Source organism: Bordetella genomosp. 7 (assembly GCF_002261415.1).
GTDB lineage: Bacteria > Pseudomonadota > Gammaproteobacteria > Burkholderiales > Burkholderiaceae_B > Bordetella_A.
In genome coordinates, this window is the sequence record NZ_NEVI01000017.1 from 482,073 (window position 1) to 493,511 (window position 11,439).

An 11,439-nucleotide genomic window follows, 5' to 3' on the forward strand; every position below is an offset into this window, starting at 1 on the left:
CATGACACGAAATCTCGTTGCCCTTGTTATTTTCCTGGCGGGCCTGGCCGTTGTGGGCTGGGTCGGCGCCGGCTATGTCGGCTCGAACACCCTGGCGCTGGCCGTCACGGGCCTGATCGGTGTCGTCTACCTGGCCGGCGCCCTCGAGCTGCGGCGCTACCAACTGGGCACCGCCGGGCTGGCGCGCGCCACGGCATCACTGAACACACCGCCAGCCCGTCTGGATGACTGGCTGGCGCAGGTGCCGGCCGGGCTGCGCCATATTGCGCAACTGCGCGTCGAGGGCCAGCGCACGGCCTTTCCCGGCCCCGCGCTGGCGCCCTACCTTGCCGGCATGCTGGTGCTGCTGGGCATGCTGGGCACCTTCCTGGGCATGGTGGCCACCTTGCGCGGCACGGGCGCCGCGCTGGAAGGCGCGGTCGACCTGCACGCGATCCGCTCGTCGCTGGCCGCTCCGGTGCACGGCCTGGGCTTCGCTTTCGGCACCTCGGTGGCGGGCGTGGCATCCTCGGCCGCGCTGGGTCTGCTGGCCGCATTGACGCGGCGCGAGCGCCTGCGCGCCGTACAGCAACTGGACGCCGCCAGCGCCACCACGTTGCGCGAATACTCGCAAAGCCACCAGCGCGAACAGACTTTGCAATTGCTGCAGAAACAGGCCGACGCCATGCCTTTGGTGGTCGACCGCCTGCAGGAAATGATGGCGACGCTGGAACGGCAGAACCTGGCGCTGCACGAACGGCTGGCGGCCAGCCAGGACGCGTTTCACGGCAAGGCGGATGCCGCCTATACACGCCTGGCCGCCGCCATGGAGCAGGCGCTCAAGCAAAGCGTGGCCGACAACGCCGAGGCTGCCGGCGCCGCCATCCGGCCGGCGGTGGAAGCGACGCTGGCCGGCCTGGCCCGCGAGACTTCCGCCTGGCAGGACACCCTGGCGCACGCGGTGCGCCAGCAACTGGACGACGTGACCGGCCGCTTCGAAGCCACCACCGGCAAGGTGGCCGAACTCTGGACCGATGCGCTGGCGCAGCATCGGCACGCCGGCGCGAGCCTGGCGCAGGATCTGGGCGTCACGCTGCAGCGTTTCACCGACACCTTCGAACAGCGCTCGGCCGGCCTGCTGGATAACGTAGGCGTGCGCCTGGATACGACGGCCGCCGCCCTGCAGGCCGCCTGGGACGGCGCCTTGGCCCGGCAATCCGCCACCGGCAGCGAACTGGCCGAACAGCACCAGCGCGCACTGGCGGCCGCCACCGCCAGCCTGCAGGAACAATCGGCGGCGCTGGTGCAGAGCCTGAACCAATCGCATGCCGGCCTGCAGGCCGAACTGGCCGCCCGCGACGAGCAGCGCCTGGCCGCCTGGCAAGCCTCGCTGGGCGAGGTGGCCGACACGCTTCGGCTGCAGTGGGAACAGGCCGCCACCCAGGCGGCCGCGCAGCAACAGCAGGCATGTGATGCGCTGGCGCAAACCGCGCGGGAACTGTCTACACAAACCCACACCCAGGCGCGCGAGACCATCGCCGAAGTGGCGCGGCTGGTGGATGCGGCCGCGCAGGCGCCGCACGCCGCAGCCCAGGCCATCGCAGGCTGGAACAGCACGCTGGACGACATGTCGGCCGCCCTGCGCGAACAATGGGACTACGCCAGCACACTGGCTGCCGAGCGCCAGCAGCAGATCTGCGACACACTCGAACGCACCGCGCAAGACCTTGCCGCCCAGACGCAGGCGCATGCGCAGCAGACGATCGCCCAGGTCACGCAGCTGGTGCAGACGGCCGCCGAAGCGCCCAGGGCCGCCGCCGATGTCATCGCCGAGCTGCGCCAGAAACTGACCGACAGCATGGCGCGCGACAACGCCATGCTCGAAGAACGCAGCCGCCTGATGCAAACGCTGGGCACGCTGCTGGACGCCGTCAACCACGCATCGACCCAGCAGCGCACGGCAGTCGACGAGCTCATCACCACATCGGCGGGGCTGCTCGAAAGGGTGGGCAGCCAGTTCACCGCCAAGGTCGAGGCCGAGACCGATAAACTCGGCGGCATCGCCGCGCAGGTGACCGGCAGCGCCGCGGAAGTCGCCAGCCTGGGCGAAGCGTTCGGCGCAGCGGTGCAGGCCTTCGGCGAATCCGGCGACAAGTTGGCCGAACATCTGCAGCGCATTGAGGCCGCGCTCGACAAATCCATGGCGCGCAGCGATGAGCAGCTGGCGTACTACGTCGCCCAGGCCCGCGAAGTGGTCGATCTCAGCGTACTGTCGCAGAAGCAGATCCTGCAGGACCTGCAGCAACTGGCCAGCCGGCAGCAACCGTCCGAAAGCGGCGAAACGGCATGAGCGACGACATCGAAGCCGGCGTCGAGCCCACCGCGCCCGCCTGGGCGGTCTTCGGCGACCTGATGTCCGTGTTGATGGGCGCCTTCGTCCTGGTGCTGGTGGGCGTCGTGGGCGTGCAGGCAGAGCTGTCTGCCCGCCTGGAGGATGAAGTCAGGCAACGCCAGCAGGAAACCCAGCGGCGCATGGAACTCGAACAGGCGCTGGCCGGCCCCCTGGCCGCGGGCAGCGTCACGCTGGTCGACGGCCGCATCGGCATCAGCGGCAGCGTGCTGTTTGCGCTGAACTCCGACCAGTTGCAGCCCGAAGGCCTGGAAGTACTCAAGAGCCTGGTGGGCCCGTTGTCGGAATACCTGCGGTCACGCGACGAAATCCTGATGGTCAGCGGCTTTACCGACAACCAGCCGGTGCACGGCAACAACCGCCGCTTTGACGACAACTGGGAACTATCGGCCCAGCGCGCGCTTACCGTCACCCGCGCCCTGATCGAACAGGGCATCGCGCAGGACGCCATATTCGCCGCCGCATTCGGCGAACAACAGCCGGTGGCGTCGAATGACGACCCGGCCGGGCGCGCCCACAATCGCCGCGTGGAAATCGCGCCGATTGCCCGCGTGCCGAACCACAAGGCGCAGGACGGTGACTGACCCGCGCGACGCCACCATTCAGGCCACGCTGGCTGCCTGGCGCGACCAAGGCGTGCATCGCACGCATCCCGCGCGCTTTTGCCTGATCGAGGCGCTGGCCGCCCGCGCGCAACGCGTCGACGGCCAGGCGCGCCAGGTACTGCAGGCGCGGCTTGACGTCCTGGTGGGCGAGTTCCGGCAGGCGCTCGGCGCGAATACGCCGCCCGAGGCGCAAGCCGACGACGCCGCCGCGGCGGCCGTGTCAACAGCGCCCCAGGGCGCAGAACCTGCCCCCCCGGGCGCGCCGCAGAGTCTTTGCGAGCTCCTGGGCTACATGCAGGATCACCCCGCCGCCGCGCACGACGGCGAGGCCGCGCAAGACCGGGCGCGGTTGCGCCAGCGCTACCCCGAGCTGGACTTGCTGGATTATTTCCAGGCCACCTGGGCCCGCCTGAGCACCGACCGGCAGCTGCTCCAATCCGAAGAACAGGTTCACGAAAACGCGGGCCCGTTGAATTCCAACCACCTGGTGCACCGCGCGCTGTCGCTCATGCGCGCGCAATCGCCGGGCTATCTGCATCAGTTCCTGGCATACCTGGATGGCCTGGGCTGGGTGGACCAGCTCGTCAACAATGGCGGGCTGGCGGCCAGGCCCGCCGCGCGGGGCAAAAAGCCCGGCCGCGCCGCGCGCTAGCGGGCGGCGTCACGAACCGGGCCGCCGCACCACCCTGAGCATGCCGCTTTCGGCCCCGCCGCAGAACAGGCGGTCGGCCCCGTCGGACTCCAAGCCCGACACATACATTCCTTGCGGCATCGCGGCACTGGCCAGCACCTTGCCGGTGCGCGGATCGACGCGGCGCAACTCACTCGTGTCATCTTCCCAGGTGGCATGCCACAACTCGCCGCCGACCCACGTCACACCGGTCACATACCGGTTCGACTCCAGCGTGTTGAGCACCTTGCCCGTTCCCGGGTCTACCTGGTAGATCTTGCGGTGCCTGAAATGTGCCACCCACAGCATGCCTTCGGCCCACGCCAGGCCGGAATGGCCATCGCCGTCGGGCGTGGGCAGCGTGGCCAGCACCTTGCCCGTCTGCGGGTCGATCTTGCGTATCTCGTTGCCATCGATCTGGTAGAACGCCTTGCCGTCGAACGCCGTGCCCGCGGGGCATGCTGCTGCAACGGCGCGTCCCGGCGCGCCCGTGTCCGGATCAATGGCCTGCAAGCGGTCACCGGTGGCCAGCCAGACATGCCGGCCGTCGTAAGTGACTCCATTAATCTCCTTCACCTGCGGGAAAGGGCCATGTTCGTGAATGACTTCGGCTGTCTTGCTCATGCGGCACCTGGTTGGTAGATTGAAAAAAATACTCACCACGCCTGCATGCTAGTCGCCGTACCACGGCCCGGGAAGTAACAAGCTTGTCGCGAATTCCGGGATGGCCACGGCCATCCAGCGCCGCGCTCGCCCCTGCCCCACCGGACGCACGCGGCCCAAGCGCACCAAAGCCTCCAGCGAACGCTGTACCGTACGCTGGCTGGTTGCCAGCGCCAGGGCCAGTGCCGAACTGGACCACGACTCGCCATCGGACAGCAGGGCCAGTACCGGCGCGTGCGGCGTTTCGTCAGGCCAGGCCAGCACCACCACCGTTGCGCCGCGGGGCGACAGCACATAGCCCCGCGCCGTGGCCTGTATGCCGGCCAGCCCGCGCAACGCGCTGCGCAGGCGGCCCATTTCTACGCGCAGCCGCGCACGGTGCGACTCGTCGCCGTGCCGCATGCGGAACACGCCGGCGATCAGGGCATCGCGCGGCGCGTCGGCGGGCCATGCGTCGGCCAGCATGCGCGCCAGCATGAACAAAACGGGGCGGCGCGCCAGGCCCACCACAGATCCACCCTGGCGCACCGCATGCCGGCACGCGTCGACCACCAGCGTTTCGGAAGCCAGCAAGGTCTCGATCTCGTCGAGCCCTGCCGCGCGACGCGCGCCAGACAGGCTCAGCCGGGCCATGGGCGCGTCCAGCGTGCGTTCGGCATTGCCGACCTCTGCCAGCAACGCGCCGATGCGCGCCTGCTGCGCGATGTGGCGCGCCTGCGCCAGGGCAGCCCGCGCGGCGTGCGCCTGCATGCGTCGCATCGCAATGCCCGCCGTCACCAGCGCATGCACGGCTCGCAGCGCCGCCGGCAGCGACGGGCCAGGCGGCCCGCCCAATGCGCTTTCGGCCTGTTCGAGCCGACCCAGCAGCAGCAGCCGCCTTGCATCGATATAGCGCGCATGAACGACGTTGATGGCGTCGCCTTCGCGCTGCAGCACAGCGCGCGCCGCATCCAGCGATCGCGCGGGCCATGCCAGGTCACGCATGGCCAGGGCGATCTCGGCTTCGGCCACCATGCACCGGGCGCGCGCCAGCGCGGCTTGCGGCCCGAAGCCACGGGCGGCGTCGCGCATCAGCCGGCGCGCGCGTTCCAGGTCGCCCAACTGCGCCATGGCGCAGCCGCGCACCGCCAGCGCCGGCGCATCGTCGCGCAGGGCCACGCGGTTCAGCGCCCCCAGCGCATCACCCGCGGCAAGCGCCCGGGCGGCGGCGGCAATCGAAGCGTCCATGGAAATCACGCCAGATCTGTCACTCTTGGCTGAGGGAGCTGCGATCCTAACCTATCGCTCAGAGCACGGCCACGCTGCGGAACTGTTCGATGGCCCTGTGGCATGCGCCTTTGGCCACCTGACCGACCCGATTCACGCCGCCGCCGGTACATGCACCTCCGGGGCCTCGGCCATCCGGCGGCCCAGCCGCCGGGCGGCCGACAGCACCGCATCGGGCTCATCGTGGGACTGCAGCAACAATTCCGAAGCCATGACGCGAGCCCCGCAGTAATCGAATATCCCGTGGTCGATCTGCGTGCGCATGGCGCTGGCGTAGCCATGCCGCGCATAGGTGCGGGCGTCCGCGCCGCCCACGCCCGCCAGGTAGATGGGCAGATGCCCGAGCTTCTTCTCCGGCCGGCCGCCCGTATCGTCATACGCCCAGCCGTTGGAAAACACGCGGTCTATCCACCCCTTCATCAGGGCCGGCATCGACCACCAGTACACCGGAAACACCAGCGCCAGCGCATCGGCGCGGTCGATGCGCGCCTGTTCGGCGGCCACATCGGCCGGCGCGGCCTGCGTCCGGCGGTGCGCCGCGTGGTCGGCCGCATTGAAACGCGGATCGAAACCCTCTGCGTACAGGTCGGCCACTTCATATGAGTGACTGGGGCTGGCCTGGACAATGCCCGATCCAATGCAGTGCGCGGCGGCATGGCTCAAGGAAGCGGGGTCGGGATGCGAAACAACGATAAGGGTGTGCATGGATAAACCTCGGAGAAATGTCGCAGACCAGTCACCGCCTGATATAGTCGACCGACCTACGCTAGGTAACTTACAGCCAGTAATCTACCACTAGTAACTTACGATTGGTAAGTTACCGATAGTACATAGTCATGTCAACCAGCGCCGCTCCCCTTTCTGCCACCCCCGCGCCGCGCCGGCGCCTGTCCAGGTCCGAGCGCCACCGACAACTGCTCGACACCGCCTGGCGCCTGGTGCGCGAAGGAGGCACCGAGGCGCTGACTCTTGGCCGGCTGGCGGACGAGGCGGGTGTGACCAAGCCCGTGACGTATGACCATTTCGGCAGCCGGGCAGGCCTGCTGGCGGCGCTGTATCGCGAGTACGACGCCAACCAGACCTCGCTGATGGCGGCCGCGTTGCGCGCGAGCGAAAACACCCTCGCCAGTCGCGCAGCGGTTATTGCGTCGTCCTATGTACAGTGCGTACTGAGCCAGGGCACGGAAATACCGGGTGTCAGCGCGGCTCTGGCCGGCTCGCCCGAACTGGAAAAAATCAAGCGCGATTACGAAGCCGCCTTCATGCAGACCTGCCGCGAAGCGCTGGCGCCTTATGCCCCTTCGGGCAGAATCGAGGCGGCCGGCCTGTGGGCGCTGCTGGGGGCGGCCGAGTCGCTGTCCTATGCCGCGGCCACGGGCGCGATCACTGCGGCGCAGGCACAGCAGGAACTCTACGAAACCATCGCCGCGATGGTGGCTCGCAACGCCTGAACATCCCCCGTCCGCCACTCGCGCAGGCATGCCGCCGCATGCGGACTGCCTGCGTTACGCATCTGGTTGACGTAGCAACTATATGCCCGATATGATGAACGGCGCCCCGCCTGCGGAAGCGGCGCGCAGCCGTCTTTTTTTCATGTCGCCCAGGAGCGAATCGATGTACAAGCTGACCGGCAGTACTCATGTTTTGCGGAAAATCCTTCAATGCATGCTGGGGCTCGGTCTGGCCGCCGGCGCCGCGCCGTCGCTGGCGCAACCGGCCTTTCCGGCCAAGCCGGTAAAACTGGTCGTGCCGGCGCCGCCGGGCGGCGCGGGCGACACCTCGGCGCGCGCCATCGCCCGCCACATGTCGCAAACGCTCGACCAGCAAGTCGTGGTCGAAAACAAGCCGGGCGCGGCCACCACTATCGGCTACAAAAGCCTGGCCAACGCCGCGCCGGACGGATACACCATAGGGTTGGTGCCCCTGGCGGGGATCGCCATTGCCAGCGTCACCTATAAAGACCTGCCCGACATCGAACGCGATTTCGCCGCCGTCGCCGGCATCGCGGACGCGCCCCATATGCTGGTGGTGCCCGCGTCACTTGGGGTAACGAACGTGGACGAGCTGGTCGCGCTGCTGAAAAGCCGCCCCGGCCACTACAACTATGCCTCGCAAGGCTCCGGCTCACTGTCGCACATCGAGTCCGCGGTGTTCCTGGCAGGCGCGGGCGCGTCGGCCACTCACGTGCCGTACAAGGGCAGCTCAGAGGCCGTTCCCGGCCTGATCACGGGCGCAACCAGCATGATGTTCGACAGTGTTTCGTCGGTGCTGCCGCATGTGCGCGCAAACAAGCTGGTGCCGCTGGCCACCGCGGCCAGCAACCGCGTGCCGCAACTGCCCGACGTGCCCACCATGGCAGAACTCGGCTACGACTTGAAGGCCGACAACGCCTTCGTACTGCTCGCGCCGGCCGGCACGCCGCCCGCGAACCTGCAGGTACTTTCCGAAGCGGTGCGCAAGGCCGTTGGCGATGCGGAAGTCATCGCCACACTGGAAAACAGCGGCATCGTTGCCCGCTACACGGCACCCGATGATCTGCGTCCCGTGCTCGCCAAGGAATTCGCGTTGTGGCCGGCGTTGGCCAAGAAACTGGCGGAAACGAACTAAGCACTGGTCGACACAGGAACACAAATGGCATCTTTCAACGGCTCGCAGTGGGACTTCCCTTATACGTCGCAACGCATGCCCGTCCTGGCAGAGAACGTGGCGTGCACCGAGCAGCCCCTGGCCACCCAGGCCGCGCTGCAGGCCATGGCCGCGGGCGGCAATGCCGTGGATGCGGCCATCGCCGCGGGCATCGCACTGACGGTGGTGGCGCCCTGCATGAACGGCATCGGCGGCGACGTGTTCGCCATCGTGTGGGATGGCAAGCAACTGCATGGCCTGAACGCATCCGGACGTTCGCCCGAGGCATGGACGCCGGAATACTTTTCCAAGTACGACGCCATGCCCGCGCGCGGCTGGGATTCGGTAACGGTGCCCGGCGCGGTGTCGGGCTGGGTGGCGCTGTCCAGGCGATTCGGCAAACTGCCGTTCGCCGACTTGTTCCAGGCTGCCATCCGCTACGCGCGCGACGGCTACATCGTCACGCCCATTGTCAGCCGTCAATGGGAAACGCAGATCGCCGATATCAAGCACACCCCCGGTTTTGTTGAAGCATTTGCGCCGGGCGGGCACGCGCCGGCGCCCGGCCAGCGCTTCATATGCAAGGGCCAGGCCGCGACGCTGGAAGAAATCGCGCGCACCGCGGGCGAATCGTTCTATCGCGGCGCGCTGGCCGACCGGATCGCGGCCTATGCCCGGGCCACGGGCGGCGCGCTCACCCGCGACGACCTGGAAGCGCACGAGGCCGACTGGGTAGAGCCCATTTCGCAGCAATACCAGGACATCGCGCTACACGAAATCGGCCCCAACGGTCAGGGCATCGGCGCCCTGATGGCGCTGGGCATGCTGGATGCGTTCGGCGCGCCCAGGCTGCCGGTAGATTCCACCGAGTACTTCCACGCGCAGATCGAGGCCATGAAGCTGGCCCTGGCCGACATGCATCGCTACGTGGCCGACAGCCGCTACATGCACGAAGTCAACGCCCAGGCCTTGCTCGACCCCGGTTACCTGGCCGCGCGCGCCACAGAAATCGACCCCGCCCAGGCGCGCTATCCAGGCCCCGGCCTGCCGCTCAAGGGCGGCACCACATACCTGACCACCGCGGATGCGGGCGGAATGATGGTGTCGTTCATCCAATCGAACTTCAAGGGCTTCGGTTCGGGCCTGGTCGTGCCCGACACCGGCATCGCCCTGCACAATCGCGGCTGGGGCTTCAACCTGCTGCCAGGCCACCCCAACCAGGTCGGTCCGCGCAAGCGGCCTTTCCACACCATTATTCCGGGGTTCCTGATGCGCGGCGGCAAGCCCCTGATGAGCTTCGGCGTCATGGGCGGATCGCTGCAGGCGCAGGGCCACATGCAAGTGGCCTCGCGCATCGCCCACGGACAGAACCCGCAGGCCGTGGTCGACGCGCCGCGCTGGCGCATCCTGGAAGACAACGTCACGGTGCTGGTGGAATGGAACTTCCCGGCCGATGTCGTGGCCGCGCTGCGCGCCAAGGGCCACAAGATCGAAGTGGCGCCGCGATTCTCTGACGAGTTCGGCGGGGCGCAAGCCATCGCGAAGCTGCACGACGGCTACGTGGGCGCATCCGATCACCGCAAGGACGGGCACGCCGGCGGCTGGTAATGCCGGCTCGCCCGGTTGCCTGCACCAGGCTCAGCGGGTACGCGCCCGCTCCTGGTGGGCTTCTTGCAGCAGCGTCTCGGCCTGGCGAATAAGAGTCTGCATGGCCTTGTCGAAGGTCTGCAATTCGCGCGGACTGAGACAGCTGGCCAGGCGTTCCTGGCGCGCCAGGCTCAGGGGCATGCCCTGCTCGTACTTCTCGTATCCGGCGGCTGTCATGTCGACCAGCACGCGGCGGCCGTCGGTGGGGCTGGGCCGGGTGACGACCAACTGCTTTTCCAGCATCTCCGATACCGCCCGGCTGACCTGGCTTTTGTCGTACCGGCAGAAGTCCGCGATGTCCTGCACCGACTGCGCCCCGCGCGTGGCAATGCACAGCAACACGCGCCACTGCCGCACCGACAGCCCCAGGTGGGTATCCAGGATGACCTCGATACCGCGATTCAGTAGTTGGCTCAGCGTAAGCACGCGGTACGCCAGGAGCTCCGTCGGCTCGACACCTGGCCCGGCCTTCTTTTTGCGAGATGGCGGCATGGCAATTCCAACAATGAAGACGCGACGATAATACAGGCATTCGCGCCTGCATCCGTACCAGTCGCCGTATGGCCTGCAGGCGGCCCGGCCCTTGTTACCGGGGTAGCTGGTGTTGCGGCGCCCTGCCCTCGGCGCAAGCGTCGACGTTGGCCGCCATCATGCGGGCGCGACGATCGATGGTTCCGTGAGTCCATGCCGACATGTGCGAGGTCATGACGACGTTGTCCAGTCGTTCGAACGGCAGGTTCGATGGCGGCAAGGCCTGGCCTGCGCGCGCGGGATACTGGTACCAGGTATCGATGACGGCCCCGCCGATACGGCGTTCGGCCAGGGCATCGTATAGCGCCCGCTCGTCGACCACCGGCCCGCGTCCCACATTGATCAGCACCGCGTGCGAGCGCATGCAGGCAAAGGCGGCCGCATCCACCAGGCCCTCGGTTGCGCGCAAGAGCGGCAGCGACACCACAACAAAATCCGCCCGCGCATAGAATTCGTCGAGCTCGCCCAGGTCGAACCAGGCGTCGGCTTGATCCGGCACGGCAACCCGGCTGCGGTTGGCCGCCAGGATATGCATGCCGAAGGCCCGCGCCCGCCGGGCCACCACCTGCGCGATACGCCCGTAGCCCAGCAACCCCAGCGTAGCGCCCCCCAGCTCGCCGCGCAGCGACGATGGCTGCCCGGCGCGGTAATGCCAGTCACCGCGCGCCAGGCGGGCATGGGCCTCGGCCAGCGGCACGCACCGCCCCAGCATGGCCGCCATGACGTATTCGGCAATGGCCGGCTCGTGCCCATAACAATTGCACACGGTCGCACCCGGCGGCAGCAGCGCAAAGTCGACCCGGTCGTAGCCCGTGGCGCATACCTGGTACAGCCGCGTCCGCAGCGGCCGCGGCATGGCGGCGTCCAGCCGGTTGCCGACAATTACGTCGGCGTGCCGGTAGGCCTGCACATCGTCGTCGGCCTCCAGCATGTCCGGCACGCAGCGGATGCGCGCCGGGCTGCGCAACGCCGCGCCGAACACCTGTACATACTGCCGAGCGGTCTGCCCATGAAAAACGATATCCATCATTTTGGTTTCCTGT

General features: G+C 68.0%; 11 protein-coding genes. 6 read left to right on the top strand and 5 right to left on the bottom strand.

The features are described 5' to 3' along the window. Position 1: 1 nt before the first annotated feature. Genes CAL18_RS14050 through CAL18_RS14060 form a run of 3 tightly spaced genes read left to right on the top strand, consistent with a single transcriptional unit; the run spans position 2 to position 3,646 of the window. Positions 2 to 2,329 (top strand): DUF802 domain-containing protein, encoded by a 2,328-nt coding sequence (locus CAL18_RS14050; RefSeq protein WP_094818138.1) that lies wholly within the window; start codon positions 2 to 4, stop codon positions 2,327 to 2,329. Continuing rightward, positions 2,326 to 2,973: an OmpA family protein gene (locus CAL18_RS14055; protein ID WP_094818086.1), complete on the top strand. Its 648-nt coding sequence runs from the start codon at positions 2,326 to 2,328 to the stop codon at positions 2,971 to 2,973. The genes CAL18_RS14050 and CAL18_RS14055 overlap by 4 nt, the downstream gene beginning before the upstream one ends. After that, on the top strand, positions 2,966 to 3,646 hold the full coding sequence (locus tag CAL18_RS14060; RefSeq protein ID WP_249278409.1) for a DUF2894 domain-containing protein: 681 nt from the start codon (positions 2,966 to 2,968) through the stop codon (positions 3,644 to 3,646). The genes CAL18_RS14055 and CAL18_RS14060 overlap by 8 nt, the downstream gene beginning before the upstream one ends. Positions 3,647 to 3,655: 9 nt before the next feature. Here CAL18_RS14060 and CAL18_RS14065 read toward each other — a convergent pair whose 3' ends face one another. The 3 genes from CAL18_RS14065 to CAL18_RS14075 form a co-directional block, all read right to left on the bottom strand. Further along, positions 3,656 to 4,288: a Vgb family protein gene (locus tag CAL18_RS14065; RefSeq protein WP_094818088.1), complete on the bottom strand. Its 633-nt coding sequence runs from the start codon at positions 4,286 to 4,288 to the stop codon at positions 3,656 to 3,658. 48 nt (positions 4,289 to 4,336) lie between these two features. Beyond that, a complete protein-coding gene (locus tag CAL18_RS14070) occupies positions 4,337 to 5,554 on the bottom strand; it encodes a helix-turn-helix domain-containing protein (RefSeq protein ID WP_094818089.1) in 1,218 nt (405 codons plus the stop codon). 132 nt (positions 5,555 to 5,686) lie between these two features. Beyond that, positions 5,687 to 6,298: an NAD(P)H-dependent oxidoreductase gene (locus CAL18_RS14075; RefSeq protein WP_094818090.1), complete on the bottom strand. Its 612-nt coding sequence runs from the start codon at positions 6,296 to 6,298 to the stop codon at positions 5,687 to 5,689. Positions 6,299 to 6,429: 131 nt separating this feature from the next. On the opposite strand from CAL18_RS14075, the gene CAL18_RS14080 reads away from it, so the two are divergent. From CAL18_RS14080 to CAL18_RS14090, 3 genes are all read left to right on the top strand, one after another. Beyond that, positions 6,430 to 7,044, top strand: coding sequence for a TetR/AcrR family transcriptional regulator (locus CAL18_RS14080; RefSeq protein ID WP_094818091.1), 615 nt, complete (start codon positions 6,430 to 6,432; stop codon positions 7,042 to 7,044). Positions 7,045 to 7,258: 214 nt separating this feature from the next. After that, complete coding sequence (locus CAL18_RS14085) at positions 7,259 to 8,200, top strand: Bug family tripartite tricarboxylate transporter substrate binding protein (RefSeq protein ID WP_170940350.1); 942 nt, start codon at positions 7,259 to 7,261, stop codon at positions 8,198 to 8,200. Positions 8,201 to 8,224: 24 nt separating this feature from the next. Next, positions 8,225 to 9,826 carry a gamma-glutamyltransferase family protein gene (locus CAL18_RS14090; RefSeq protein ID WP_094818093.1) on the top strand — a complete coding sequence of 534 codons (1,602 nt, stop codon included), beginning with the start codon at positions 8,225 to 8,227 and terminating at the stop codon, positions 9,824 to 9,826. Between the two features lie 30 nt (positions 9,827 to 9,856). On the opposite strand, the gene CAL18_RS14095 is transcribed toward CAL18_RS14090, so the two are convergent. Beyond that, complete coding sequence (locus tag CAL18_RS14095; protein WP_051423661.1) at positions 9,857 to 10,357, bottom strand: MarR family winged helix-turn-helix transcriptional regulator; 501 nt, start codon at positions 10,355 to 10,357, stop codon at positions 9,857 to 9,859. A 94-nt stretch (positions 10,358 to 10,451) separates the two neighbouring features. Beyond that, the gene (locus tag CAL18_RS14100) at positions 10,452 to 11,426 is read right to left on the bottom strand and encodes a 2-hydroxyacid dehydrogenase (protein ID WP_094797120.1); all 975 of its coding nucleotides are present in this window, start codon (positions 11,424 to 11,426) and stop codon (positions 10,452 to 10,454) included. Positions 11,427 to 11,439 lie beyond the last annotated feature (13 nt).

Bases quoted from the DNA above. Each gene is read 5' to 3' on its own strand.
- CAL18_RS14050 (WP_094818138.1), top strand. From the start codon at position 2: ATGACACGAAATCTCGTTGCCCTTGTTATTTTCCTGGCGGGCCTGGCC.
- CAL18_RS14055 (WP_094818086.1), top strand. From the start codon at position 2,326: ATGAGCGACGACATCGAAGCCGGCGTCGAGCCCACCGCGCCCGCCTGG.
- CAL18_RS14065 (WP_094818088.1), bottom strand. From the start codon at position 4,288: ATGAGCAAGACAGCCGAAGTCATTCACGAACATGGCCCTTTCCCGCAG.
- CAL18_RS14070 (WP_094818089.1), bottom strand. From the start codon at position 5,554: ATGGACGCTTCGATTGCCGCCGCCGCCCGGGCGCTTGCCGCGGGTGAT.
- CAL18_RS14075 (WP_094818090.1), bottom strand. From the start codon at position 6,298: ATGCACACCCTTATCGTTGTTTCGCATCCCGACCCCGCTTCCTTGAGC.
- CAL18_RS14080 (WP_094818091.1), top strand. From the start codon at position 6,430: ATGTCAACCAGCGCCGCTCCCCTTTCTGCCACCCCCGCGCCGCGCCGG.
- CAL18_RS14085 (WP_170940350.1), top strand. From the start codon at position 7,259: ATGCTGGGGCTCGGTCTGGCCGCCGGCGCCGCGCCGTCGCTGGCGCAA.
- CAL18_RS14090 (WP_094818093.1), top strand. From the start codon at position 8,225: ATGGCATCTTTCAACGGCTCGCAGTGGGACTTCCCTTATACGTCGCAA.
- CAL18_RS14095 (WP_051423661.1), bottom strand. From the start codon at position 10,357: ATGCCGCCATCTCGCAAAAAGAAGGCCGGGCCAGGTGTCGAGCCGACG.
- CAL18_RS14100 (WP_094797120.1), bottom strand. From the start codon at position 11,426: ATGATGGATATCGTTTTTCATGGGCAGACCGCTCGGCAGTATGTACAG.